This window comes from Escherichia sp. KTE52, assembly GCF_000408325.1.
Lineage (GTDB): Bacteria > Pseudomonadota > Gammaproteobacteria > Enterobacterales > Enterobacteriaceae > Escherichia > Escherichia marmotae.
The window spans coordinates 588,599-612,647 of the sequence record NZ_KE138677.1; the positions used below are offsets into that span (position 1 = coordinate 588,599).

A 24,049-nucleotide genomic window follows, 5' to 3' on the forward strand; every position below is an offset into this window, starting at 1 on the left:
ATGACGCAAACTCTGTTAGCGATTGAAAATTTGTCGGTGGGTTTTCGCCATCAGCAAACCGTTCGCACCGTAGTGAATGATGTTTCGCTACGCATTGAAGCTGGCGAAACGCTGGCGCTGGTGGGTGAGTCTGGCTCCGGCAAGAGCGTTACTGCGCTGTCGATTTTACGTCTTCTCCCTTCCCCGCCTGTTGAATATCTCTCTGGCGATATTCGTTTTCATGGCGAATCGCTGCTTCATGCCAGCGAGCAAACGTTGCGTGGTGTGCGGGGAAATAAGATTGCCATGATTTTCCAGGAGCCGATGGTATCGTTAAACCCATTGCATACTCTGGAAAAACAGCTTTATGAAGTGCTTTCACTGCATCGCGGGATGCGTCGGGAAGCGGCGCGTGGTGAAATCCTTAATTGCCTCGATCGCGTCGGTATCCGCCAGGCAGCAAAACGGCTGACAGACTACCCGCATCAGCTCTCCGGCGGCGAACGTCAGCGGGTGATGATTGCAATGGCGCTACTCACTCGACCGGAATTATTGATTGCTGATGAACCGACTACCGCGCTGGACGTCTCTGTCCAGGCGCAGATTTTGCAATTATTACGCGAACTGCAACATGAACTGAATATGGGCATGTTATTTATTACTCATAACCTCAGCATTGTCAGAAAACTGGCCCACCGCGTGGCAGTGATGCAAAACGGTCGCTGTGTGGAGGAAAATCGCGCCACTGCGCTCTTTGCCTCCCCCGTTCATCCTTACACGCAAAAACTACTCAACAGCGAACCGTCAGGCGATCCAGTGCCGTTGCCAGAGCCAGCCTCAACGTTGCTTGATGTTGAACAGCTTCAGGTCGCTTTCCCCATTCGTAAGGGACTCCTGAAACGCGTCGTCGATCATAACGTGGTGGTGAAAAGCGTCAGTTTTACGCTTCGGGCGGGTGAAACGCTGGGTTTAGTGGGCGAGTCCGGCTCCGGCAAAAGCACCACAGGACTGGCGTTGCTACGATTAATTGACTCTCAGGGCAGCATCGTTTTTGACGGTCAGCCATTGCAAAATCTAACTCGTCGCCAGCTATTGCCCATTCGCCATCGCATTCAGGTGGTATTTCAGGATCCAAACTCCTCACTCAACCCACGACTCAACGTGTTGCAGATTATTGAGGAGGGGTTACGTGTGCATCAACCCACCCTTTCAGCCACGCAACGCGAAGAGCAAGTGAAAGCCGTAATGCAGGAAGTGGGGTTAGATCCTGAAACGCGCCACCGTTATCCGGCGGAGTTCTCGGGAGGTCAACGACAACGTATTGCGATTGCCCGAGCATTGATTCTGAAACCTTCGCTGATCATTCTTGATGAACCAACATCATCGCTCGACAAAACGGTACAGGCGCAAATATTGGCGCTATTAAAATCATTGCAACAAAAGCACCAACTAGCCTATTTGTTTATCAGCCATGATTTGCATGTTGTTCGCGCATTATGTCATCAGGTTATCGTGCTGCGACAGGGAGAAGTAGTGGAACAAGGACCGTGCGCGCGCGTGTTTGCCGCACCGCAGCAGGAGTATACGCGTCAGCTACTGGCGTTGAGCTGATGCTTAAAAAGGATTGTAGTTTGAGAAAGGTTCGGCAATTGCCACACCAAAATTTTTCAGTCGACAGGTGGCGGCAAACTCATCCTGCCGATTAACAAACAGACATGGCTCACCTTCACACTCCAGTACCGAGCACGGAACTTCAATATCGCTTAATGCCTGGCTGAGTTTGTACATCACCGACCATGCGTTATCGCCATCCGGGCTAAGCAATTTAAGCGCCACCAGGCTGTTGTCACCGCACGGTCCATTTTGCGGAATCGGTTCAACTTTTGAACCTGCGAAACCAGCAGACCAACGATAGTTCTGCGGCAGTCGATGGACGATTGAGAGTTGTAATGAAGTCACTTATTTTCCCCGGAAGCACATTTAATTCACAATTTATTTACATTAATTTTAACACATCATCAACAACCCGTCTTTAAACAGATCGTAAAGATTGATGCCTCGCCTGCGTGGCCTCTATGGCTCTGATTTAAATAATATCTGCGGGCGTGGTCACGTTTGCGGGGCTATATGTACCCGTTTCTGAGATCTAACTCAACCTTTTTAACTACAATGATGTGACTTTTTACATAAATTGATTTTACATAAAACAAACAAATGACGGGGGATTGATAGATTTGTGGTTGATATGCATCAACAAAGGAAGCCTTTTAGCTTCCCTGTTGAGCAATAGTTCACCGTTTTTTGGGTCTGCTGGCGTACAAACAGAAGAGAATTGAACTGGTTGCACAGAATGCGATTGACCAAATCATCGGCCATGCGGAATTAAAGGTCGCCAGCGAAAGCAGCGCGCCAACAATTGCGCCAATGCCAAAACGAAAAGTTCCTGCAAGCGACGACGCGGTTCCCGCCATATGAGGGAACTCATCCAGAATTACCGCCATCGCGTTAGAAGACACCATCGATACGCAGCCAACAAACGCCGCCACACCCACTACCAGCGACCAGAATCCTAGCCCCAGTAATGCGCTGATGACCATCCACGCCGCCATAATAAATTGAATCCACAGCCCCGAGCGGAACATATTCAGCGCGCCAATGCGGCGAACAAAGCGACTGTTAAAAATGGTCATCACAAACAGGAAAACAATGTTTAACGCAAAGTAATAACCGAAGTTTTCCGGTGCGACATGGTTAATTTCAATGTAGACAAACGGTCCGGCACTTAAGAACGAGAACATCCCGGCAAAGCTAAAACCGCTGGCCAACATATAACTCAGGACACGCTTATGGCGGAACAACGCGGCAAAGTTACCAATGGTGGTACGGATGTGAAACGGCTGGCGACGCTCCGGCGGCAAGGTTTCTTTGATCAGGAAGAAGATCATTGCCGAAGCCAGAATCGCCGCTACAGCGAGGATCCAGAAAATATAATGCCAGCTCAACCACACCAGCACCCAGCCGCCAACAATCGGTGCCATCAGCGGCGCAATGGTGGTCACCAGCATAACGAACGACATCATCCGCGAGAACTCTTCTTTCGGGTAAATATCGCGCATCAGGGCATTGATAACCACGCTGGCCGCTGCCGCCGCCAGACCGTGAAAGAAACGCATCACAATCAACTGATCGATGGTTTGCGCCAGCGCGCACGCCACCGCCGCCGCGGCAAACACCAATGTACCACCGAGGACAACCGGCTTGCGCCCGAAGCTATCCGCCATCGGCCCGTAGATTAACTGCCCCAACGCAAACCCCAGAATATAAGTACTCAGAGTCATCTGCGTACTGCCCGCAGGCACACCAAACTGGGCAGAAATCACCGGCAGCGCAGGCAGATACATATCAATCGACAGCGGCATCAACATGGCCAGCAGGCCAAGGATAAAGACAATAGCAAACGACGAATGCTGTCGGGTGGTCACAACTGGCTCCTGAAAGTCATTAAAGTATTAAACGACGCTGGCAATTTCTTCTTCAGTTAACGGACGATATTCACCGGGTGCTAAATCTGCATCCAGCGTAATGCCGCCAATACGTTCACGGTGCAGTTCAACCACGTGGTTACCCACAGCGGCAAACATACGTTTCACCTGATGATAACGCCCTTCACTAATGGTCAAACGAACCTGCGTTGGGGTAATCACTTCCAGCACCGCAGGCTTAGTGAGATCTTTTTCGTTATGCAGTTGTACACCTTTAGCAAATTGCTCTGCCGTGTCGTCCGCTACGGGTGATTCCAGCGTCACCAGGTACGTTTTCTCGCAATGATGACGTGGAGAAGTAATGCGGTGCGACCACTGACCATCGTCGGTCATCAGCACCAGACCGGTAGTATCGATATCCAGCCGCCCTGCCGCATGCAGTTTCCATGCTACAGGTTCATCAAGAAAATAGAGCACCGTTGGGTGATCCGGGTCATCCGTGGAACAAACATAGCCCTGGGGCTTATTGAGCATGAAGTAACGTGGGCCATGTTGCTGTACCAACGGGTTACCATCGTAAGCCACACTGTGTTCAGGAAGCAGTTTAAACGCTGCATTGCGGACGATTTCGCCATCGACGGTGACACGAGTGCCGCGGATTTCACGCCCGGCAATAGCACGGCTAACGCCGAGTTGCTGTGCGATAAATTTATCAAGTCGCATGTGTGTGATTTTGCCTGTAAAAACGGAGGTCGGGCATTGACCCGAAAATCTGAACTGTTGTCTGCCCAGTATAGCGGTCTAATAACTTCCCTCAAGGGAAAAAGATCCGTGGCATACTATTAGCAGAATAATCTACCTACGCGAGACCATGATTTTTACACTCCGTCCATATCAGCAAGAAGCCGTGGATGCCACGCTCAACCATTTTCGTCGTCATAAAACTCCTGCCGTTATCGTACTCCCTACCGGTGCGGGTAAAAGTCTGGTGATAGCGGAACTGGCACGGCTGGCGCGTGGTCGCGTGCTGGTGCTGGCACACGTCAAAGAACTGGTAGCGCAAAACCATGCAAAATATCAGGCGCTGGGGCTGGAAGCGGATATTTTTGCTGCCGGACTAAAGCGCAAAGAGAGCCACGGTAAAGTAGTATTTGGCAGCGTACAGTCGGTCGCCCGCAATCTCGACGCCTTTCAGAGTGAATTTTCACTGTTGATTGTCGATGAATGCCATCGTATTGGCGACGACGAAGAGAGCCAGTATCAGCAAATCCTTACTCACCTGACAAAAGTGAATCCCCACTTACGCCTGCTGGGGCTGACTGCCACGCCCTTTCGGCTGGGGAAAGGCTGGATCTATCAGTTTCATTATCACGGCATGGTGCGCGGCGACGAGAAAGCCCTTTTCCGGGACTGCATTTATGAGTTACCGCTGCGCTATATGATTAAACACGGTTATCTGACACCACCGGAACGGCTGGATATGCCGGTAGTGCAATATGATTTCAGCCGCTTACAGGCACAGAGCAACGGGCTGTTCAGCGAAGCGGATCTCAACCGCGAGCTGAAAAAACAGCAACGCATTACGCCACACATTATTAGCCAGATTATGGAGTTCGCCGCAACGCGCAAAGGGGTGATGATTTTCGCCGCGACGGTCGAACACGCAAAAGAGATCGTTGGTCTACTGCCCGCCGAAGATGCCGCGCTTATTACCGGCGACACGCCCGGCGCTGAACGTGATGTATTAATTGAAGATTTTAAAGCCCAGCGTTTTCGCTACCTGGTCAACGTTGCGGTACTGACCACCGGATTTGACGCGCCACATGTCGATCTTATCGCCATTCTGCGCCCTACCGAATCGGTAAGTCTTTACCAACAAATTGTCGGGCGTGGTCTGCGTCTGGCTCCGGGTAAGACAGATTGCTTAATTCTTGATTATGCAGGTAACCCTCACGATCTCTACGCCCCGGAAGTAGGTACGCCGAAAGGCAAAAGTGACAACGTCCCGGTGCAGGTTTTCTGCCCTGCCTGCGGCTTTGCCAACACGTTTTGGGGTAAAACAACCGCCGACGGCACATTGATTGAACACTTTGGTCGCCGTTGTCAGGGATGGTTCGAAGATGACGACGGGCATCGCGAACAGTGTGATTTTCGCTTCCGCTTTAAAAACTGCCCCCAGTGCAATGCAGAAAATGACATTGCCGCGCGCCGCTGCCGCGAGTGCGACACCATTCTGGTTGATCCGGATGATATGTTAAAAGCGGCGCTACGGTTGAAAGATGCTCTGGTGCTACGCTGTAGCGGCATGTCTTTACAGCATGGGCACGATGAAAAAGGCGAATGGCTGAAAATCACCTATTACGATGAAGATGGTGCTGATGTGAGTGAGCGCTTCCGTCTGCAAACACCCGCCCAGCGAACCGCCTTCGAGCAGCTTTTTATCCGCCCGCATACGCGCACACCGGGCATCCCTCTGCGCTGGATAACCGCCGCCGATATCCTCGCCCAGCAAGCGTTGCTGCGCCACCCGGATTTTGTCGTTGCACGAATGAAAGGCCAGTACTGGCAGGTTCGTGAAAAAGTGTTCGATTACGAAGGCCGTTTTCGTCGGGCGCACGAATTACGCGGTTAATGGTAGTTTTGATTGATGTGAAAGGCGTTTGAGTATAGAATCTCGCCCGCTTTTGCATACGCAAAGCAGATCACTTACCTGTTGCTGGGTCGCCTGTAGCAGGAATCAATTAAGAGAGAAAGAAATGTTTACTATCAACGCAGAAGTACGTAAAGAGCAGGGTAAGGGTGCGAGCCGCCGCCTGCGTGCCGCTAACAAATTCCCGGCAATCATCTACGGTGGCAACGAAGCGCCGCTGGCAATTGAGCTGGATCACGACAAAGTCATGAACATGCAAGTTAAAGCTGAATTTTACAGCGAAGTTCTGACCATCGTTGTTGACGGTAAAGAAATCAAAGTTAAAGCTCAGGATGTACAGCGTCACCCGTACAAACCGAAGCTGCAGCACATCGACTTCGTTCGCGCTTAATTGCTGAATAAGTTGTAAGAAACCCCGCTCCGGCGGGGTTTTTTGTATCTGCAGATTATGCCTGATGCGACGCTGCTCGTCTTATAAGGCCTACGGTATGGTTGTTTTTTGTCGGCCAGATAAAGCGTTCACACCGTATCTGGCATTCATAACACCAAACCGATTAATTGCTGCCAGAAGTCCGGCGCTGCAATTGATCGCGCAGATTCGGCGGTGTGCCCTTAATGGTCAGTGTATCGGTCGCCGGATCCCAAAAAATCCGTTCACCTAACAGCATCGCATCAAAGTTAATGGTCAAGCCACCGCCGCTACCGGCAAACTTCGTCAACTGACGCAGTGTGCTGCGGTCTGCCGGGAAGCTCTCTTCCAGTTCATACCCTTTTTCAGCCGCAAATTCCGTGAAGCTCACTTCGCTGACGCCCGCCAGCTCTTTTGACAGCGATTCCAGCTCGATTTCTTCGCCCGCCTGCAATTGCTCATTACAGTAGCTATAAACCTGCTGGCGAACATTTTGCCGTTCTGCTTTATCCAGTTGCGCTTCGGCAGTGAAATCATCAACCGCCTGCAACAAACCGCGGTTTTGCGCTTTCGCATTCAACCCTTCGCTGGCACCGAGGAAGTCCATAAAGAAATCAGCCACTTTGCGCCCTACTCGTCCTTTCAGGAAAGTCAGATAACGAGTCGATTCTGGGTTAGTTTCCCACTCGGTCAAATCGATACGCGCCACAATATCCGCATGATTGATATCAAGATAATGGGTCGGGTTGATGTCGAGGTTTTCGTTAACGCGCATACTGCTTAAATTGTTCAGCACGCAAATCAGCAGATACTCCACAGCCAGATAACGGTAGTGGCAAAACAGCACAAAACCGCCGTCAGCAAAGGGGTATTTCGCCAGCTCGTCACGCAGGCGACCTGTTGCCGCGCGGCTAAATGCCAGAAAATCTTCTTCGCCCTGGCGCTGCAAACGTAACGCCTGCGCCAGTTCACTCTCTTCGTTGAACAAGCCGTAGGCTTTATTTTTAGCGCTATAGACCCGATGCAGTTCTGCCACCATCTCAACGACGGTTTCCGTCGGCTCCAGCAATGAATCGCGCAACACCAGCTCAAGGTTCTGCTCATCACGCTTGATAAGCTGGTGCAGAGCAATCTGGTTGATATCCAGACTCATGATAAACTCTCCTTTAAGACCGGGCGGTATTCAATCACCGCCGGTAAAGCGACGCAATAAAAGATGGCAGCCATTTTACAGAAGGCAGCGTAACGCGAATGATTTAAAGTATAAAAAAGCAGAAAAAAAACCGTTGCTACGGTAATATGTTGCCCTTTCATCAACTAACTGATTTCGATTTATGCCACAAATTTCCCGCTACAGTGATGAACAGGTTGAACAATTGCTCGCAGAGCTGCTCAACGTACTGGAAAAACATAAGGCTCCGACCGACCTTTCCCTGATGGTGTTAGGCAACATGGTCACTAACCTTATCAATACCAGCATTGCCCCGGCTCAACGCCAGGCGATTGCCAACTCTTTTGCCCGCGCCTTGCAGTCCTCGATCAACGAAGACAAAGCGCACTAAGGGAAACAGATAACAGGTTATGGTAACTCATCATCAGCGCTACCGTGAAAAAGTCTCCCAAATGGTCAGTTGGGGGCACTGGTTTGCACTGTTCAATATTCTGCTTTCACTCGTCATAGGCAGCCGTTACCTGTTTATCGCTGACTGGCCGACAACACTTGCTGGTCGTATTTATTCCTACGTAAGCATTATCGGCCATTTCAGCTTCCTGGTGTTCGCCACCTACTTGCTGATCCTCTTCCCGCTGACCTTTATCATCGGCTCCCAGAGGCTGATGAGGTTTTTATCCGTCATTCTGGCAACGGCGGGAATGACGCTGTTACTGATCGACAGCGAAGTCTTTACTCGTTTCCATCTCCATCTTAATCCCATCGTCTGGCAGTTGGTTATCAACCCGGACGAGAATGAGATGGCGCGCGACTGGCAACTGATGTTCATCAGCGTGCCGGTTATTTTATTGCTTGAACTGGTGTTCGCGACGTGGAGTTGGCAAAAGCTGCGCAGCCTGACACGTCGTCGGCGCTTCGCCCGTCCGCTGGCCGCATTCTTATTTATCGCCTTTATCGCCTCGCACGTGGTGTATATCTGGGCCGATGCCAATTTCTATCGCCCAATCACCATGCAGCGCGCCAATCTGCCGCTTTCGTATCCGATGACGGCGCGACGTTTTCTTGAGAAGCATGGCCTGCTTGATGCACAGGAGTATCAACGCCGTCTTATTGAGCAAGGCAATCCGGACGCCGTTTCCGTACAGTATCCGTTAAGCGAACTGCGCTACCGCGATATGGGCACCGGACAGAACGTCTTGCTGATTACTGTCGATGGCCTGAACTATTCACGCTATGAGAAACAGATGCCTGCACTGGCGGGTTTTGCCGAGCAAAATATTTCATTCACACGCCATATGAGTTCGGGCAACACCACCGACAACGGCATCTTTGGCCTGTTCTATGGCATCTCGCCAAGTTATATGGATGGCATTCTGTCGACCCGCACGCCTGCGGCGTTAATTACCGCGCTTAACCAGCAAGGCTATCAGCTTGGGCTATTCTCATCCGATGGCTTTACCAGCCCGTTGTATCGCCAGGCATTGTTGTCAGACTTCTCAATGCCAAGCGTTCGCACGCAATCCGATGCTCAGACCGCCACACAGTGGATCAACTGGCTGAGCCGCTACGCGCAAGAAGATAATCGCTGGTTCTCATGGGTATCTTTCAATGGCACCAACATTGACGATAGCAACCAGCAAGCATTTACCCATAAATATAGCCGGGCAGCAGGCAATGTTGATGAGCAGATCAACCGCGTGTTAAATGCGCTGCGTGATTCTGGCAAGCTGGACAATACGGTGGTGATTATTACTGCCGGTCGGGGTATTCCACTGAGCGAAGAGGAAGAAACCTTTGACTGGTCCCACGGTCATCTTCAGGTGCCGTTAGTGATCCACTGGCCGGGCACACCGGCGCAGCGTATTAATACCCTGACCGATCATACCGATCTAATGACCACGTTGATGCAACGCCTGCTGCACGTCAGTACGCCTGCCAGCGAATATTCGCAAGGTCAGGATTTGTTCAATCCTGAACGCCGTCATTATTGGGTTACCGCAGCGGATAACGATACGCTGGCAATCACCACGCCAAAAATGACGCTGGTGCTGAACAATAATGGTAAATACCGCACTTACAACTTACATGGTGAAAGAGTGAAAGACGAAAAACCACAGTTAAGTTTGTTATTGCAGGTGCTGACAGACGAGAAGCGTTTCATCGCTAACTGATTAATTATAAATCAGTTAGCAAAATATCTTACTTGCAATCGGTGTGGAAAACGGTAGTATTAGCAGCCACGAGTCGGCACGTAGCGCAGCCTGGTAGCGCACCGTCATGGGGTGTCGGGGGTCGGAGGTTCAAATCCTCTCGTGCCGACCAAAAATCCCTTAAGAACCAGCCTGTTATGGCTGGTTTTTTTATATCTACACGTTGTCCCGCAACCCACACTTGCAGTTTTACTACATGCCCATACATAAAATGGGGTAACATTCACGCGCCTGGTAGCGTTTCCAACGCTACGCTCAAACATAATGATTCTAATAAAACCTCAGGAGACTACTATGCCTGAAGCAACGCCTTTTCAGGTGCTGATTGTGGATGATCATCCACTTATGCGACGCGGTGTTCGTCAGTTACTGGAACTTGATCCTGGCTTTGAAGTGGTCGCTGAAGCGGGCGACGGCGCAAGTGCTATCGATCTGGCGAATCGACTGGATATCGACGTGATCTTGTTGGATCTAAATATGAAAGGCATGAGTGGCCTGGATACCCTCAATGCCTTGCGCAGGGATGGCGTTACCGCGCAAATTATTATTCTGACCGTTTCAGATGCCTCCAGTGATGTGTTTGCGTTGATAGACGCAGGCGCTGACGGTTATCTGTTGAAAGATAGCGACCCGGAAGTACTGCTGGAAGCGATTCGCGCCGGGGCAAAAGGCAGCAAAGTCTTTAGCGAACGCGTCAATCAGTACTTACGCGAACGTGAAATGTTTGGCGCAGAGGAAGATCCCTTCAGTGTGTTGACGGAGCGTGAACTGGATGTTCTGCACGAACTGGCGCAGGGGCTGTCGAATAAGCAGATTGCCTCAGTGTTGAATATTTCCGAGCAAACAGTGAAAGTACACATTCGCAATCTGCTGCGTAAACTCAATGTCCGCTCACGCGTGGCAGCAACTATTTTGTTCCTGCAACAACGCGGGGCACAGTAAAAAAAGCCCGATGGCGTCACCATCGGGCCTCTTCTTATTTACTTTGTTGCGGCGACAAATGCTGCATCGCCTGCGCGATACTGCGTTCAATCACCGCTCGACGGGTATCGTTGGCGGGTAAGAGCTTCAACATCATCTCCCACGCAGCAACGGCTTCGCCAAATCGCTGCTGTTCAAAGGCGTTAAACGCATACATGCTTAACACACGAATATTGCTGTGGTCGCTTCTCACCAGTTGGCGTAACAACTCTCCACCCAGGCGGTTGTCGTTGGGATCAGAAGAACGCGTCAGTGCTTCAGCATAACCCAGCGCCGCATCACTATTTTTCGGGTCGAGGCGATACGCGTTAGCATACGCATCGGTCGCAATACTGGCATTACCCAGCGCCATCCCAATGCGACCCAGCATAATCCAGCCTTCAATATCTCCCGGATTTTTTTGCAGTTGAGTACGCATCCCCAGCGCGAGGCGCGACATCTCTTCTTCATTCAACGGTTCAGCTTTCGGATCCAGCGCCCTGTCCAGCAGTGCCGGAGCCTGCACCATGGCCTGCTGCCAGGCTTTTACCTGCTGATAATTGCCGGTCTGGTAGTAACTGACGCCAGCCACAACTAACGCCACCACAATACCCGGCAGATAAACAACATATCCGGCACGCTTACCTTCCGGCATGCTTTGTTCGGGAAACTCCTCCTGCGCCACATGCACCCGACGCCGCGAACGGGAGTAAATCACCCAACCGCCAATGCCAATAGCCACCACCGGTAGCACCCACAGCAGCACGGTCAGCGGCGTTAACGGCGGATCGTAAGTAACGAAGTTGCCGTAACGCGCCACCATATAATCAACAATCTCTTTCTTACTCTTGCCTTCCTGCATCAGTTCGTACACTTTCTGTCGCAGGTCGGTGGCAATCATCGAGTTGGAATCGGCAATGCTGTTGTTCTGGCATTTCGGGCAGCGCAGTTCTTCAGTGAGCTGACGGAACTGTTGTTCCTGAGCTTCATCCTTAAACTGCAACACGTCGATGGTCGCCAGTGCCGAGCTGGAGATCATCAGCATCAGCACGCCCAATAAAAACCTCATTGTGCGGCCTCCTTACTGTATTTCTCCCATAGCGGCTTGATTTCTTCTTGCCAGACGCGGGGATTGAGATCGCCCGCATGGCGATAGCGAATGATGCCGTTGCCGTCGATGAGGAACGTTTCTGGCGCGCCATAGACGCCCAGATCCAGCCCTAACATGCCGTCGCCGTCAAACAGACTTAACGCGTAAGGATTGCCCAGCTCTTTCAGCCAGCTAATCGCTTTCTGCCTGTCGTCTTTATAGTTCATACCGACCACGCGGATACCCTGCGCAGAAAGCTGATTCAGGTATTGATGTTCCGCACGGCAGGTCGGGCACCAGGTCGCCCAGACGTTCAGCAGCACCGGCTTGCCCTGAGTCAGCACGTCCGCCTGATAAAACTGACCTGGATTATCCAGTGATTCAAGGCGAAACTTCGGCACTGGCTTGCCAATAAGCGCCGATTCCAGATTGGTCGGATCATCTCCTTCAGCATTACGTGCCAATTGCCACAGCAACGCTGCAGCAATCGCCAGGAAGATAATCAAAGGAATTAACAATACTTTGCGCTTCATACAGCCTCCGGCGCAGTTTTTTGCGGGTTCACGCGCTTGCGATAACGAGGATCAAACAGGCACAGTAGCCCCCCCAACGCCATCATCAGTCCGCCCGCCCAGATCCAGCGAACAAACGGTTTGTAGTAAAGACGTACAGCCCACGCACCGTTTTCCAGCTCTTCACCGAGCGCCGCGTACAGGTCACGGGTGATGCCGCCATCAATTGCCGCTTCGGTCATCATCGAACCAGCGGTGTTGTAATAACGTTTTTCTGCATACAACACCGTTTCCGGTTTGCCGTCACGCGTCACGCCGATTGTCGCCACGCCGCCACGCCAGTTCGGACCGCTAACGTCTTTTACGTCGCGGAATGTGAAACGATACTCATGAATATCGACGCTATCGCCAGACTTCATGCGTACGTCACGCTCAACGCTATAGTTCTGACTGAAGGCGATACCAACAATTGTCACTGCAAGCCCCAGGTGAGCCGCCACCATTCCCCAGTAGCTGAAGGTTGTTTTGGTGCCACGCGAAATACGCAGCGCCGCTTCGGCAATCGCCAGCACACCAATCCAGCAGGCCATTGCCAGACCGAGTACCGTCATCGCCACGACTTTGCTTTCGAACAGCCACGGTAACAGCAACGACAACGCCAGCGTGCTAATAAAGGCGATAATCAACAAATTGCGGATTTTACGCGGACGATCGCGCCCCCAGCGCACCAGCGGGCCAACGCCAAGCAACAACGCAAACGGCACCATCAGCCAGGTAAACATGGTGTTGAAGAACGGTTCGCCAATCGAAATGCTGCCCAGCCCGAGTTGCTTATGCACCAGCGGCAGCAGCGTCCCCAGCAGTACCACCAGCATCGCGGCGACCAGCAAAACGTTGTTCGCTAACAACAGAGATTCCCGCGACCACAGCGCATTGTTTACGCGTGAGCGAACTTTGTGTCCACGCGCGGCAAACAGCAGCAGCGAACCGCCAATCACCAACACCATAAAGGCGAGAATAAACATGCCGCGCGCCGGGTCAGACGCAAATGCATGTACCGATACCAGCACGCCGGAGCGCACAAGAAAAGTTCCCAGCAGACACAACGAGAAGGCACTGATTGCCAGCAATAATGTCCACGCTTTGAAGCTGACACGTTGTTCAGTCACCGCCAGCGAGTGCATCAGCGCAGTACCCACCAGCCACGGCATAAACGAGGCGTTTTCTACTGGATCCCAGAACCACCAGCCGCCCCAACCAAGTTCGTAATAAGCCCACGCAGAACCAAGTACGATGCCAAGCGTCAGGAAGATCCACGCCGCCAGCGTCCAGGGACGGGTAAAACGTGCGTAGGTGCTGTCCAGACGTCCGCTCAATAAAGATGCAATGGCAAAAGCAAACGCCACCGAGAAACCGACGTAACCCATATAGAGCAGAGGCGGATGGAAGATCAGCCCTGGATCCTGCAACAGCGGGTTAAGATCACGCCCTTCAATCGGGAAGTTCGGCAGTGTGCGGGAGAACGGGTTAGAGGTAAAGAGAATGAACAGCAAAAAGCCGACGCTGACCATTCCCATTATCGCCAGTACGCGGGCAACGATATCCAGCGGAATACGCTGGCTAAAAATCGCTACCGCAAAGGTCCAGCCGCTCATCAGCAGCACCCACAGCAGCAGCGAGCCTTCATGCGCGCCCCAGGTGGCCGCCACGCGATACCACACCGGAAGCTGGGTATTAGAGTTGCTGGCCACGTAGGTGACGGTGAAGTCGTTCACCACGAACGCATTGACCAGCACCAGAAATGCGCCAGCCACAGACATAAACAGCAACCAGGCAAACAAGCGAGAAGAGGCCATCATGCGCGCATCTCCACGCGCCACGCCCCACAAAGGATAGACGGACAGCAGCAGCGCAATCCCTAATGCCAGGCACAGCAGTCCGTTACCAATTTCCGGCATCATGATGCTGGATCCTTATAAACACTGGCCGGGCGACGGTGATTAGCTTCCATCGCTTTCTCGACTTCTGGCGGTGTGTAGTTTTCATCGTGTTTCGCCAGTACTTCTTTCGCGAGGATATGATTGCCTTTTTCCAGTTCGCCCTGCACCACAACGCCCTGCCCTTCACGGAACAAGTCCGGCAGAATGCCTTCGTAAGAGACATCCACTGAGCCTTCAGCATCGTAAATGGTGAAGGTCACTTTCAGCGAGTCAGGATCGCGCTGCACGCTACCCGGCATCACCATCCCGCCGACGCGCAGACGCTGACCGACTTCCGGCATCTGCTGGGTTTCACGCTTGCCGTAGAGAATTTCCCCCGGCGTATAGAAAAGATCGATATTCGAGCGCAGCGCATACAGCACCAGACCGATAGTCAGCGCCAGCCCCGCCAGCACGGCACAGGCAATCCACAAGCGGTTTTTACGGCGAATATTCATGCAGCCTCCTGCTGTTGCGCAGCACGTAAACGCGCCTCACGCGCCCGTTGTTGCGCCACGCCACGCAGAATTGCGCGATGCTGCATCACCGAGTGCACGACCAACACCACCAGCGGAATAACAGTCATCACTACCGCCAGCCAGACAAAAAAGGCGTAACCGCCCATTGCGAAAAATTCATTCCAGGAAGCAAATGCAGGGGTCATTTACGGCCTCTTTTCAGTATCAGTTCACTCACCCACGGACGGCGTTTTTCCATCAGCAAAATCAAATTACGCATCCGCATCAGCGTCAGCGTGGCAGACAGCAGCAGGAAACCAAAAATCGACCAGCGCAGCGGCGAACGCATCGCCGGATCGATACTTTGCTGCATCCGCGTTGATCCCTGATGCAGGGTGTTCCACCACTCCACGGAGTAATGAATAATCGGCAGGTTTACTACACCAATCAGCACCAGGATCCCCGCCGCACGCCCCGCCAGACGGCGGTCGTCGAAAGCGTGCCACAGCGCAATCACACCAACATACAGAAACAGCAACACCAGTTCAGAGGTCAGACGTGCGTCCCATACCCACCAGGTCCCCCACATCGGTTTTCCCCATGCGGAACCGGTAACCAGGGCAATAAAGGTAAACACGGCACCAATGGGAGCCATCGCCGCCACCGCCAGATTGGCCATTTTCATCTGCCAGACAAGGCCGATAAACGCCGCCACCGCCATTGAGGCATAAATGCCCATCGACCAGATCGCCGCAGGCACATGTAGATAGATAATGCGGTAGCTATTTCCCTGCTGATAATCAGCCGGAGCGAAGCCGAATCCCCAGATCCAGCCAACGATAAGCACGACCACACTGGCGATTGCCAGCCACGGTATAAACCAGCCACAGATTTGGTACAGCCGTGGTGGGATCGCCAGTTGATGCAGTGTTTTCCACATAGTTTCGATACCAGACTCGAACAAAAATCAGTAATCCAGCGTTATTGAATGCTGATTCGTAACGCTGCCGCCGTCGCAAAAGGACTTAATGTCGCGGTGCCTGCCAGCAACGCGCCTAAAATTGCCAGATACCCGTCAACGGGCAAATGCATCGAAGCCGCGTCCATCGCGGCGGTAGCAAAGATGAGTAATGGGATGGTCAGCGGTAACACCAGTATGCTGAGCAGCACGCCACCGCGTTTAAGTCCCACTGTCAGCGCCACGCCCGGAGCACCGAGAAATCCCAGCGTTGGAGTTCCCAACAGCAGCGTCAGCGCCATCACTTGCCAGCCATAAACGTCCATTCCCAGTAGCAATGCCACCAGTGGCGAGAGGATAAGTAACGGTAAACCGGTTACCATCCAGTGCGCCATCACCTTCGCCAGCACAACGGCGGGCAAGGGTAACGGCAACAACATCAGTTGTTCAAGACTGCCGTCCTGCAAATCGTCACGGAACAGTCGCTCCAGCGCCAGTAAGGAAGAAAGCAGCGCTGCCACCCAAATAATGCCCGGTGCAATACGTGCCAGCAGTTGCGGCTCCGGACCGATACTGAGCGGAAAAAGGGTAATAACAATCAGGAAAAACCACAGCGGGTTGGCGATTTCGGCGCTATGGCGAAACGCTACGCGCAGCTCAAGACGGAAAATGCGCCAGAACATCATACGCCCCTCGTTTTCGTCAGAGATATGCGGCGGATTTTACTTTCGGCAACGTTGAGCGGTTGGTGAGTAGTAAGAATCACAATCCCCCCCTGCTCCGTATGCTGCGCCATACGCTGGGTCAGACGATCGACGCCGTTAACGTCAATCGCGGTAAACGGTTCGTCGAGGATCCACAAGGTGGCACGGGTCAGCCACAGACGCGCCAGCGCAACGCGGCGTTGTTGCCCGGCAGAGAGTTGATTCACGGGAATATCTTCGAATCCGGCAAGCCCGGCCTGCGCCAGAGCGTCCAGACAGTGTGCGGTATCACCATCGCGATGATAAAAGTGCAGATTTTCTAACGCCGTCAGCCGGGTTTTGATCCCCGGCTGATGGCCTATCCATAACAGGTTTTGATGGTAGCTATCGCGTACCTGATGCAAGGGCTGCCCTTGCCAGAGAACTTCACCCGCATCAGGGCGAGACAACCCCGTCAGCAAACGGAGAAGCGTTGTCTTCCCCGCGCCGTTGCTGCCGGTGATTTGTACCCACTCTCCTGCATTCAGCGTAAATGACAAACCACTAAATAAAGTGCGTTCATCCCGCTCGCAGAGTAATTCTCTGGCTTCAAGCATACCCACGCAATAACCCTGTTAAAAACCTGGTTCGACTTCACGCATATCAGGCAGCTTGTGCGCTATCCCTTTATGGCAGTCAATACAGGTTTGCCCGTCTTTCACCGCCTGAGCGTGCATCTTCGCGGCAACACCTTTCTGGGCGGTTGTATCCATATACTCGAAGTTGTGACAGTTACGACACTCCTGCGAGTTATTGTCCTTCATCCGCCGCCACTCATTCTGTGCCATAGTCAGGCGATGAGCTTCAAACTTTTGCGGCGTGTCAATAACGCCAAAAATTTTACCATACAGCTCTTTACTTGCTTTGAGCTTGCGTATCATTTTCGGCACAAACTCGTGCGGAACGTGACAATCCGGACAGGTCGCACGCACGCCACTACGGTTGTTGTAATGCACGGAATCCATGTATTCCTGATACACCGTATTGCGCATTTCGTGGCAGCTAATGCAGAACTCTTCGGTATTGGCTTTTTCCATTCCGGTGTTAAAGCCGCCCCAGAAGACAATACCGCCAACAAAACCGATCAACAGCAGCGTACCCAGCGCCAGACGACTGGGAGTACGCCACCATTTCCACAGGCGCTTAATCAGGCCAGGCTTACGGTCAGAATTTCCCATAATAACCTCTTATTTCCCGTAACCTTTTGATGGGGTGAAGGTATTCCCCACGATTGGCGCGGTATCGGCCTGCGGCACGTGACATTGCAGACAGAAGTAACGACGCGGAGCCACTTCCGCACCTACCTTGCCATCGCTGTCCATAAAGTGAGTTGGACTGATGCGCGGCGCGCCAGTGGTGCGATAGCTCTCGACACCGTGGCACTGTAAGCAGCGGTTGGTATTGGTCGTTACCTGATAACCTTCAACGCTATGCGGGATCATCGGCGGCTGATTCACATAGTTCAGCGGCATCCGATCCTGCTCTTTTGGCATCCGAATGGCCCCTTCCTGCGTCCCGGATACTTCCGGCGACTGGCTAAAATCGACGCCATTAGCCGCCCAAACCGCGCCGCTCACCACCAGGGCCAGCATCGCCGTCCATTGACACAGCGCTTTCTTCAGGTCATGGCTTTTCATGATTTCGCTCCCGAACTCCATCGTGTAGTTATTGTAAATACATCCTCAGAACAGACATCCACGCAGCGACCGCACGTCATGCAATCGCGGCTGGTGACCTGCACCGGGCTTTGTTCATCCAGCACCGGGGCACGTAGTACATGCGGTTCCGGGCAAACATGAAAACAATCCATACAGCGGTTACATTTCTGCCGATCGGTAGCCGCAACGGTAACAATACCTTTGCTACCCAACACGCCATACAGCGCACCGACCGGGCAAATGTGACCGCACCAGCCGTGTTCAACGACCAGTAGATCAAATAAAAACAGCGCGAGAATAAGCAGCGCGCCGCTGCCGAATCCCATTACCAGGCTGCGCCCCATCAGGGAAACAGGGTTAATCCATTCCCAGATGAGTGTGCCGGTTAAGGCCGATCCCACCAGTATGACGACCAGCAGCACGTAGCGAATGTGCCGCGGGATCGTCGCAGACTGATTGAGGTCAAATCGCCTGCGTAACCAGTTTGCTAAATCGGTAATCGGGTTCAGCGGACAGACCCAACTGCAAAATAATCGCTTTCCTGCCAGGGCGTAGAGCACAGTGATAATCACTGCGCCGGTCAACGCCACTGTGGCAGGTAGATGACCGCTGGCAAGGCTTTGCAGCGTCATCAGCGGATCGGTCAGCGGAATGGTGTCGAGTAACAAGCTACTGCTATAGTTGCCGTGCAAGATCCACACACCAAACCACGGGCCGCTCAAAAACATTCCCAGTACGAAGAACTGACAAAGGCGACGCAACACCAGCCAACGGTGACTACGCCACCAGCCTTTTTTCGCCAGCGCCTCGCGCCCGGCGTCACGTTTACGATTTGCCATCGTTCCCCTCCAGCCAGCCGAAGCGGTAATGGTGACCTAACTCCCCTTTCGCCAGTGACAGCGGTAACACCTTGATTGCCGGTTGCTCCAGTACGCACACTTTTTCGCACTTACCGCAGCCGGTGCAGGCATCGCTGTGAACCGTTGGCAGAAAACGGGCGTGTTTACCGGTACGCGTGTTGCGCTCCAGTTCCAGGGTAATCGCCTCATCAATTTTCGGGCATTCGCGATAACAGACATCGCAGCGCAGCCCCTGAAAGTTGAGGCAGTTCTCCTGATCCACCAGCACTGCCAGTCCCATCCGCGCGTCGTCGATCGATTCGATTTCACGATCCAGCGCACCACTCGGGCACACTTTGGCACACGGTACGTCCTCACACATTTCGCAAGGAATATCGCGCGCCACAAAGTACGGCGTGCCCGCCGACAGGCCAGAGGCCAACGTCGCCAACTTTAAGGTGTCGTAAGGGCAAGCCTGAACACACTGCCCGCAACGCACACAGGCACTGGCAAAGGCGTTCTCGTTTATGGCTCCGGGCGGGCGCAACCGCACGCCAGATGCACGTGCGGTTTGCTGTTGTAACCCCAGCGCCACACCCACGGCAGCCAGCCCGCCTGCTGTGCGAACGACATCGCGCAGAAAGCGGCGGCGACCATTTTGAGGTTTCGCTGACCGGGACATAATGGCTTACACCTTCTCCAGTTTGACCGCGCACTTCTTAAAGTCCGTCTCTTTCGAGAGCGGATCGGTCGCGTCCAGCGTCAGTTTGTTAACCAACTGTGCGGCGTCGAAGAACGGCATATACACCAGGCCCTGCGGCGGACGGTTACGACCGCGCGTTTCGACAATCGAGATCACTTCGCCACGACGAGAAACCACTTTCACTTTGTCACCACGACGCAGGTCACGCGCTTTCGCATCCAGCGGGTGAATAAACAGGACCGCTTCCGGGAAGGCACGGTGCAGTTCTGGTACACGGCGAGTCATACTGCCGGTATGCCAGTGCTCCAGTACGCGCCCGGTAGAGAGCCACAGATCGTATTCTTCATCCGGAGCTTCCGCCGCCGGTTCAAACGGCAGTGCGAAGATCACCGCTTTGCCATCCGGTTTACCGTAGAACTTGTAGCCTTCGCCCGCTTTCACATACGGGTCGTTGCCTTCACTGTAACGCCACTGCGTTTCTTTACCGTTAACTACCGGCCAGCGCAGGCCGCGTGCTTTGTGGTAGTCATCGAACGGTGCCAGATCGTGACCGTGACCGCGGCCAAACCATGCGTACTCTTCGAACAGCCCTTTTTGCAGATAGAAGCCCAGCTCGCGGGATTCATCATTAAGTTGATCTTCTGCCAGTTCGGATACCGGGAATTTGCTCACTTCCGGGGTGGCATACAGTACCTCGTACAGCGTTTTGCCACGCAGCTCCGGTTTCTTCGCCAGCAGCTCTTCCGGCCACACTTCTTCAGTTTTGAAGCGGCGGGAGAACTGGACTAACTGCCAGAGATCCGATTTTGCTTCGCCCGGTGCCTGTACCTGTTGACGCCAGAACTGAGTACGGCGTTCTGCGTTACCGTAAGCCCCCTCTTTCTCTACCCACATTGCTGTCGGCAGAATCAAGTCCGCGGCCAGCGCACTGACTGTCGGATATGGATCGGAAACGATGATAAAGTTGCGCGGATCGCGCCAGCCCGGCATACGCTCTTCATTAATGTTCGGCCCGGCCTGCATGTTATTGGTACACATGGTCCAGTAAACATTCAGCGTGCCGTCTTTCAGCGCACGGTCTTGTGCTACCGCGTGCAGACCGATTTTTGCCGGAATGGTGCCGCTCGGGATATTCCACTTCTTCTCGCAGATATCACGGTGTTTCTCGTTGGTCACCACCATGTCCGCTGGCAGACGGTGAGCAAAGGTGCCCACTTCACGCGCAGTACCACACGCGGAAGGCTGACCCGTGAGGGAGAACGGACCGCAACCCGGCTGGGAAATTTTGCCGGTCAGCAGATGCAGGTTGTAGACCAGGTTGTTGGCCCACACGCCGCGGGTATGCTGGTTGAAGCCCATCGTCCAGTAGGAGATGACTTTCTTGTTCGGATCGGCATACAGTTGCGCCAGTTGTTCCAACTGATCTTTTGGCACGCCGGTCATTTCAGCGGTTTTTTCCAGCGTATATTCGGCAACAAAGGCTTTGTAATCTTCAAAGCTCATCGGCTCGGAAGCATCGGAACCCGGATTTTTCGCCGCTTTTTCCAGCGGATGGGTTGGACGTAAACCGTAGCCGATGTCCGTCGCCCCTTTACGCAGGTTGACGTGTTTGCTGAAGAAGTCCTGATTTATCGCATTGTTTTGAATGATATAGTTGGCGATATAGTTCAGGATCACCAGGTCAGACTGCGGCGTAAAGATGATGCCGTTATCCGCCAGTTCAAAGCTACGATGCTGGTAAGTAGAAAGCACCGCCACGGTGACGTTCTGGTTAGAGAGACGACGGTTGGTAATGCGCGACCAGAGGATCGGGTGCATCTCCGCCATGTTCGCGCCCCACAGCACAAACGCGTCAGCCTGTTCGATGTCGTCATAGCAGCCCATCGGCTCATCCATACCAAAGGTACGCATAAAACCAACGACCGCCGACGCCATACAGTGGCGTGCGTTCGGGTCGATGTTGTTAGAACGGAAGCCCGCTTTGAACAACTTGGACGCGGCATAACCTTCCCAGATAGTCCACTGACCAGAACCGAACATACCGATCGACTCTGGCCCTTTTTCTTTCAGGGCGGTTTTGAATTTCTCTTCCATCACATCAAAGGCTTGATCCCAGGTAATTGGGGTGAACTCGCCTTCTTTGTCATATTTACCGTTTTTCATACGCAGAAGCGGCTGCGTCAAACGGTCTTTACCGTACATAATTTTGGGCAGGAAATAGCCCTTAATGCAGTTCAGACCACGGTTAACCGGTGCGTCCGGGTCGCCCTGACAGGCCACCACACGCCCCTGTTGCGTTCCGACCAGAACGCCACAACCAGTACCGCAAAAACGGCATGGCGCTTTATCCCATTTAATGGCTTCCTGCTGACCAACAACGGCGCGGGCAACGCCCGGCACGCTGAGACCGGCAGCCGCCGCAGCGGCCGCAACGGCGTTAGCTTTCATAAAGCTACGACGACTGAGTTTCATGGTGTTTCCTCACCTTGCTCTTCCTGCTGGTGATAAACCAGCGACACCGCCAGCACGCCTTCTACGTTGCGTACTGACTCAATGGTTTGAATTAGCGTTTCGCTGTCTTCTGCTTCCACCACCACTATCAACTGACCACTCGGCGCGTCGCTGACAGCGACTTCACAGCCATCAAAGGCGTTCAGTTGGGTGCTGATGTCTGAAATTCGTTCGCTTTTGGCCTGAACGACCAGGCTGCAAACTTGCCAGTTAGTGTGCATGGAGATACTCCGCAGTAATGGCTGATACCGGACAACTAGCTGCACATGCTCCACATCCGTTGCAAAGTTGGCTATTAAGTTGCGGCTGGTAGATCCCGGAAAGCGTCGGGCGAAAGATAATGGCCATTGGTTCACAGCTATCCTGACAGCGACGGCATTCGACTGCCTGATACGCCAGGCACGTCTCCCCGATGGTGAACAGCAAATCCCAGGCCCTGGTGTGGCGCGGAGAAAATAGTGATTCGGGGCAAGCCTGCGCACAGGCATAACAGAAACTGCACTCGTTGTTTTTGAAATTAACGCTCGGATAGCCGCCCGCACCACGTTGCAGAATGTTGTTTTCACAAGCATTAATACAGGCGTCGCAGCGGGTACAATGGGTCAGAAAATGAGATTCATCACCAGACCAGGGCGGACGGATACCGTTACTGGCTTTGCGCCAGCGACCAGTGAGTATGCCCCGACGGGATACATCAATCTTCACATTGACCTTCCATCATTAACGCGCTCTGAAAACGGAGAGCGACCAAATAAACCGCATAATTAATAAGCCATTTTTATAGCCGCTAAGATATTAAAGGATGTGTCAAAGATGCATACCCCGATCGGGGTAAAACCTGTAGTAGGATCAAAAGAGTGGTGGGAAGGCTGGCAAAAACGGTCTTTTGCTCACATTTCAAATGGTTATAAATAAATTTATATAGCGATAAATTCACCAAATATATTTCTTCAGGCTTCACCATTCATCAGCATATAACACCAAAAGAGAAGGTAAAGTTGTCTGAATATTCCTTAAGTTATTCATAAAGCAAATTAATAAATTTGATGAATATGTTAACCTTCAGCGACATCATCGGTGAAAAACCTATAAATGAAGAAAGGAAAACAAAATGAAGACCATTCTACCTGCAGTGTTGTTTGCCGCTTTTGCCACGACCTCTGCCTGGGCGGCAGAAAGCATCCAGCCGCTGGAAAAAATTGCCCCTTATCCGCAAGCCGAAAAAGGGATGAAGCGTCAGGTGATTCAGTTAACCCCGCAAGAAGATGAATCTACCCTGAAAGTAGAACTGTTGATCGGTCAGACGCTGGAGGTCGATTGCAATCTGCATCGTCTTGGCGGAAAACTGGAAAGCAAAACGCTGGAAGGCTGGGGCTATGATTATTATGTCTTTGATAAAGTTAGCTCCCCGGTTTCGACGATGATGGCCTGTCCGGATGGCAAGAAAGAGAAGAAATTTGTTACCGCGTATCTGGGTGATGCCGGAATGCTGCGTTACAACAGCAAGCTGCCGATCGTGGTGTATACACCAGACAATGTGGATGTGAAATACCGCGTCTGGAAGGCGGAAGAGAAGATTGAGAACGCGGTAGTTCGCTAAACGAATGTGAAGTGCTGCACTCCGCAGTTCGGATAAGGCGGTTACGCCGCATTCGACATCTAACGTCCTGGCCGGTTGCCTGATGCGACGCTGCGCGTCTTATCAGGCCTACGCCGCTGTGAAGTGCTGCACTCCGC

26 protein-coding genes, 1 tRNA gene and 1 pseudogene are annotated in these 24,049 nt (G+C 52.8%); 9 read left to right on the top strand and 19 right to left on the bottom strand.

Going from position 1 to position 24,049, the window contains the following annotated elements:
- The gene (gene yejF / locus A1SC_RS14320) at positions 1 to 1,590 is read left to right on the top strand and encodes a microcin C ABC transporter ATP-binding protein YejF (RefSeq protein ID WP_016262157.1); all 1,590 of its coding nucleotides are present in this window, start codon (positions 1 to 3) and stop codon (positions 1,588 to 1,590) included.
- A gap of 3 nt (positions 1,591 to 1,593) precedes the next feature.
- On the opposite strand, the gene A1SC_RS14315 is transcribed toward yejF, so the two are convergent.
- The 3 genes from A1SC_RS14315 to rsuA all read right to left on the bottom strand — a co-directional run bounded on the left by A1SC_RS14315 (position 1,594) and on the right by rsuA (position 4,184).
- Positions 1,594 to 1,938 carry a YejG family protein gene (locus A1SC_RS14315; RefSeq protein WP_000202798.1) on the bottom strand — a complete coding sequence of 115 codons (345 nt, stop codon included), beginning with the start codon at positions 1,936 to 1,938 and terminating at the stop codon, positions 1,594 to 1,596.
- 332 nt (positions 1,939 to 2,270) lie between these two features.
- Complete coding sequence (gene bcr / locus A1SC_RS14310) at positions 2,271 to 3,461, bottom strand: multidrug efflux MFS transporter Bcr (protein ID WP_000213385.1); 1,191 nt, start codon at positions 3,459 to 3,461, stop codon at positions 2,271 to 2,273.
- Between the two features lie 27 nt (positions 3,462 to 3,488).
- Complete coding sequence (gene rsuA / locus A1SC_RS14305; protein ID WP_001234858.1) at positions 3,489 to 4,184, bottom strand: 16S rRNA pseudouridine(516) synthase RsuA; 696 nt, start codon at positions 4,182 to 4,184, stop codon at positions 3,489 to 3,491.
- Between the two features lie 148 nt (positions 4,185 to 4,332).
- On the opposite strand from rsuA, the gene A1SC_RS14300 reads away from it, so the two are divergent.
- Together A1SC_RS14300 and rplY are read left to right on the top strand one after the other, a co-directional pair.
- Positions 4,333 to 6,093: a DNA repair helicase RadD gene (locus A1SC_RS14300; RefSeq protein ID WP_000578097.1), complete on the top strand. Its 1,761-nt coding sequence runs from the start codon at positions 4,333 to 4,335 to the stop codon at positions 6,091 to 6,093.
- Between the two features lie 124 nt (positions 6,094 to 6,217).
- The gene (gene rplY / locus A1SC_RS14295; RefSeq protein ID WP_000494188.1) at positions 6,218 to 6,502 is read left to right on the top strand and encodes a 50S ribosomal protein L25; all 285 of its coding nucleotides are present in this window, start codon (positions 6,218 to 6,220) and stop codon (positions 6,500 to 6,502) included.
- Between the two features lie 163 nt (positions 6,503 to 6,665).
- Here rplY and yejK read toward each other — a convergent pair whose 3' ends face one another.
- Entirely contained in the window at positions 6,666 to 7,673 is a 1,008-nt protein-coding gene (gene yejK / locus A1SC_RS14290; protein WP_000050774.1) for a nucleoid-associated protein YejK, read from the bottom strand.
- A 181-nt stretch (positions 7,674 to 7,854) separates the two neighbouring features.
- Here yejK and A1SC_RS14285 point away from each other — a divergent pair, with 181 nt between their 5' ends.
- The 4 genes from A1SC_RS14285 (at position 7,855) to narP (ending at position 10,843) form a co-directional block, all read left to right on the top strand.
- The gene (locus A1SC_RS14285; protein ID WP_001135667.1) at positions 7,855 to 8,082 is read left to right on the top strand and encodes a YejL family protein; all 228 of its coding nucleotides are present in this window, start codon (positions 7,855 to 7,857) and stop codon (positions 8,080 to 8,082) included.
- A gap of 19 nt (positions 8,083 to 8,101) precedes the next feature.
- Positions 8,102 to 9,862: an LPS biosynthesis-modulating metalloenzyme YejM gene (gene yejM / locus A1SC_RS14280; protein ID WP_000256124.1), complete on the top strand. Its 1,761-nt coding sequence runs from the start codon at positions 8,102 to 8,104 to the stop codon at positions 9,860 to 9,862.
- Positions 9,863 to 9,936: 74 nt separating this feature from the next.
- A tRNA-Pro gene (locus tag A1SC_RS14275) sits at positions 9,937 to 10,013 on the top strand.
- Positions 10,014 to 10,195: 182 nt separating this feature from the next.
- Positions 10,196 to 10,843 carry a nitrate/nitrite response regulator protein NarP gene (narP, locus tag A1SC_RS14270; protein ID WP_001516729.1) on the top strand — a complete coding sequence of 216 codons (648 nt, stop codon included), beginning with the start codon at positions 10,196 to 10,198 and terminating at the stop codon, positions 10,841 to 10,843.
- Between the two features lie 34 nt (positions 10,844 to 10,877).
- On the opposite strand, the gene ccmH is transcribed toward narP, so the two are convergent.
- The 15 genes from ccmH to napF are packed head-to-tail and all read right to left on the bottom strand — an operon-like array spanning position 10,878 to position 23,017.
- Positions 10,878 to 11,930, bottom strand: coding sequence for a cytochrome c-type biogenesis thiol:disulfide oxidoreductase CcmH (ccmH, locus tag A1SC_RS14265; protein ID WP_001211603.1), 1,053 nt, complete (start codon positions 11,928 to 11,930; stop codon positions 10,878 to 10,880).
- A complete protein-coding gene (gene dsbE / locus A1SC_RS14260) occupies positions 11,927 to 12,484 on the bottom strand; it encodes a thiol:disulfide interchange protein DsbE (protein ID WP_000824445.1) in 558 nt (185 codons plus the stop codon). The genes ccmH and dsbE overlap by 4 nt, the downstream gene beginning before the upstream one ends.
- The gene (gene ccmF, locus A1SC_RS14255) at positions 12,481 to 14,424 is read right to left on the bottom strand and encodes a cytochrome c-type biogenesis heme lyase CcmF (protein ID WP_016262158.1); all 1,944 of its coding nucleotides are present in this window, start codon (positions 14,422 to 14,424) and stop codon (positions 12,481 to 12,483) included. The genes dsbE and ccmF overlap by 4 nt, the downstream gene beginning before the upstream one ends.
- Positions 14,421 to 14,900, bottom strand: a complete 480-nt coding sequence (gene ccmE / locus A1SC_RS14250; RefSeq protein WP_001026411.1) for a cytochrome c maturation protein CcmE — start codon at positions 14,898 to 14,900, stop codon at positions 14,421 to 14,423. Before ccmE ends, ccmF begins: the two co-directional genes overlap by 4 nt.
- Positions 14,897 to 15,106 carry a heme exporter protein CcmD gene (ccmD, locus tag A1SC_RS14245; RefSeq protein ID WP_000186540.1) on the bottom strand — a complete coding sequence of 70 codons (210 nt, stop codon included), beginning with the start codon at positions 15,104 to 15,106 and terminating at the stop codon, positions 14,897 to 14,899. The genes ccmE and ccmD overlap by 4 nt, the downstream gene beginning before the upstream one ends.
- A complete protein-coding gene (gene ccmC, locus A1SC_RS14240) occupies positions 15,103 to 15,840 on the bottom strand; it encodes a heme exporter protein CcmC (protein WP_010379429.1) in 738 nt (245 codons plus the stop codon). The genes ccmD and ccmC overlap by 4 nt, the downstream gene beginning before the upstream one ends.
- A gap of 41 nt (positions 15,841 to 15,881) precedes the next feature.
- Positions 15,882 to 16,544, bottom strand: coding sequence for a heme exporter protein CcmB (gene ccmB, locus A1SC_RS14235; protein ID WP_000971724.1), 663 nt, complete (start codon positions 16,542 to 16,544; stop codon positions 15,882 to 15,884).
- Positions 16,541 to 17,164, bottom strand: coding sequence for a cytochrome c biogenesis heme-transporting ATPase CcmA (ccmA, locus tag A1SC_RS14230; RefSeq protein WP_000525579.1), 624 nt, complete (start codon positions 17,162 to 17,164; stop codon positions 16,541 to 16,543). The genes ccmB and ccmA overlap by 4 nt, the downstream gene beginning before the upstream one ends.
- Positions 17,165 to 17,176: 12 nt before the next feature.
- Positions 17,177 to 17,779 carry a cytochrome c-type protein NapC gene (gene napC, locus A1SC_RS14225; RefSeq protein WP_000528371.1) on the bottom strand — a complete coding sequence of 201 codons (603 nt, stop codon included), beginning with the start codon at positions 17,777 to 17,779 and terminating at the stop codon, positions 17,177 to 17,179.
- Positions 17,780 to 17,788: 9 nt separating this feature from the next.
- Positions 17,789 to 18,238, bottom strand: a complete 450-nt coding sequence (gene napB, locus A1SC_RS14220) for a nitrate reductase cytochrome c-type subunit (RefSeq protein WP_000835174.1) — start codon at positions 18,236 to 18,238, stop codon at positions 17,789 to 17,791.
- Entirely contained in the window at positions 18,235 to 19,098 is an 864-nt protein-coding gene (napH, locus tag A1SC_RS14215) for a quinol dehydrogenase ferredoxin subunit NapH (RefSeq protein WP_000013486.1), read from the bottom strand. Before napH ends, napB begins: the two co-directional genes overlap by 4 nt.
- Positions 19,085 to 19,780, bottom strand: a complete 696-nt coding sequence (gene napG, locus A1SC_RS14210; protein ID WP_000091299.1) for a ferredoxin-type protein NapG — start codon at positions 19,778 to 19,780, stop codon at positions 19,085 to 19,087. The genes napH and napG overlap by 14 nt, the downstream gene beginning before the upstream one ends.
- Positions 19,781 to 19,786: 6 nt before the next feature.
- Positions 19,787 to 22,273, bottom strand: a complete 2,487-nt coding sequence (napA, locus tag A1SC_RS14205; RefSeq protein WP_001516733.1) for a periplasmic nitrate reductase subunit alpha — start codon at positions 22,271 to 22,273, stop codon at positions 19,787 to 19,789.
- Positions 22,270 to 22,533, bottom strand: a complete 264-nt coding sequence (gene napD, locus A1SC_RS14200; RefSeq protein ID WP_000557372.1) for a chaperone NapD — start codon at positions 22,531 to 22,533, stop codon at positions 22,270 to 22,272. The genes napA and napD overlap by 4 nt, the downstream gene beginning before the upstream one ends.
- Positions 22,523 to 23,017 carry a ferredoxin-type protein NapF gene (napF, locus tag A1SC_RS14195; protein ID WP_000687310.1) on the bottom strand — a complete coding sequence of 165 codons (495 nt, stop codon included), beginning with the start codon at positions 23,015 to 23,017 and terminating at the stop codon, positions 22,523 to 22,525. Before napF ends, napD begins: the two co-directional genes overlap by 11 nt.
- Before the next feature lie 108 nt (positions 23,018 to 23,125).
- Between napF and A1SC_RS26205 the strand changes: the two are divergent.
- A pseudogene (locus A1SC_RS26205) lies at positions 23,126 to 23,290 on the top strand (hypothetical protein).
- Positions 23,291 to 23,423: 133 nt separating this feature from the next.
- Positions 23,424 to 23,912, top strand: coding sequence for a serine protease inhibitor ecotin (gene eco, locus A1SC_RS14190; RefSeq protein WP_016248975.1), 489 nt, complete (start codon positions 23,424 to 23,426; stop codon positions 23,910 to 23,912).
- Positions 23,913 to 24,049: the final 137 nt, after the last annotated feature.

Coding starts and splice junctions, on each gene's coding strand:
- yejF (WP_016262157.1), top strand. CDS start 1: ATGACGCAAACTCTGTTAGCGATTGAAAATTTGTCGGTGGGTTTTCGC.
- rsuA (WP_001234858.1), bottom strand. CDS start 4,184: ATGCGACTTGATAAATTTATCGCACAGCAACTCGGCGTTAGCCGTGCT.
- A1SC_RS14300 (WP_000578097.1), top strand. CDS start 4,333: ATGATTTTTACACTCCGTCCATATCAGCAAGAAGCCGTGGATGCCACG.
- rplY (WP_000494188.1), top strand. CDS start 6,218: ATGTTTACTATCAACGCAGAAGTACGTAAAGAGCAGGGTAAGGGTGCG.
- yejK (WP_000050774.1), bottom strand. CDS start 7,673: ATGAGTCTGGATATCAACCAGATTGCTCTGCACCAGCTTATCAAGCGT.
- A1SC_RS14285 (WP_001135667.1), top strand. CDS start 7,855: ATGCCACAAATTTCCCGCTACAGTGATGAACAGGTTGAACAATTGCTC.
- yejM (WP_000256124.1), top strand. CDS start 8,102: ATGGTAACTCATCATCAGCGCTACCGTGAAAAAGTCTCCCAAATGGTC.
- narP (WP_001516729.1), top strand. CDS start 10,196: ATGCCTGAAGCAACGCCTTTTCAGGTGCTGATTGTGGATGATCATCCA.
- ccmH (WP_001211603.1), bottom strand. CDS start 11,930: ATGAGGTTTTTATTGGGCGTGCTGATGCTGATGATCTCCAGCTCGGCA.
- dsbE (WP_000824445.1), bottom strand. CDS start 12,484: ATGAAGCGCAAAGTATTGTTAATTCCTTTGATTATCTTCCTGGCGATT.
- ccmF (WP_016262158.1), bottom strand. CDS start 14,424: ATGATGCCGGAAATTGGTAACGGACTGCTGTGCCTGGCATTAGGGATT.
- ccmE (WP_001026411.1), bottom strand. CDS start 14,900: ATGAATATTCGCCGTAAAAACCGCTTGTGGATTGCCTGTGCCGTGCTG.
- ccmD (WP_000186540.1), bottom strand. CDS start 15,106: ATGACCCCTGCATTTGCTTCCTGGAATGAATTTTTCGCAATGGGCGGT.
- ccmC (WP_010379429.1), bottom strand. CDS start 15,840: ATGTGGAAAACACTGCATCAACTGGCGATCCCACCACGGCTGTACCAA.
- ccmB (WP_000971724.1), bottom strand. CDS start 16,544: ATGATGTTCTGGCGCATTTTCCGTCTTGAGCTGCGCGTAGCGTTTCGC.
- napC (WP_000528371.1), bottom strand. CDS start 17,779: ATGGGAAATTCTGACCGTAAGCCTGGCCTGATTAAGCGCCTGTGGAAA.
- napB (WP_000835174.1), bottom strand. CDS start 18,238: ATGAAAAGCCATGACCTGAAGAAAGCGCTGTGTCAATGGACGGCGATG.
- napH (WP_000013486.1), bottom strand. CDS start 19,098: ATGGCAAATCGTAAACGTGACGCCGGGCGCGAGGCGCTGGCGAAAAAA.
- napG (WP_000091299.1), bottom strand. CDS start 19,780: ATGTCCCGGTCAGCGAAACCTCAAAATGGTCGCCGCCGCTTTCTGCGC.
- napA (WP_001516733.1), bottom strand. CDS start 22,273: ATGAAACTCAGTCGTCGTAGCTTTATGAAAGCTAACGCCGTTGCGGCC.
- napD (WP_000557372.1), bottom strand. CDS start 22,533: ATGCACACTAACTGGCAAGTTTGCAGCCTGGTCGTTCAGGCCAAAAGC.
- eco (WP_016248975.1), top strand. CDS start 23,424: ATGAAGACCATTCTACCTGCAGTGTTGTTTGCCGCTTTTGCCACGACC.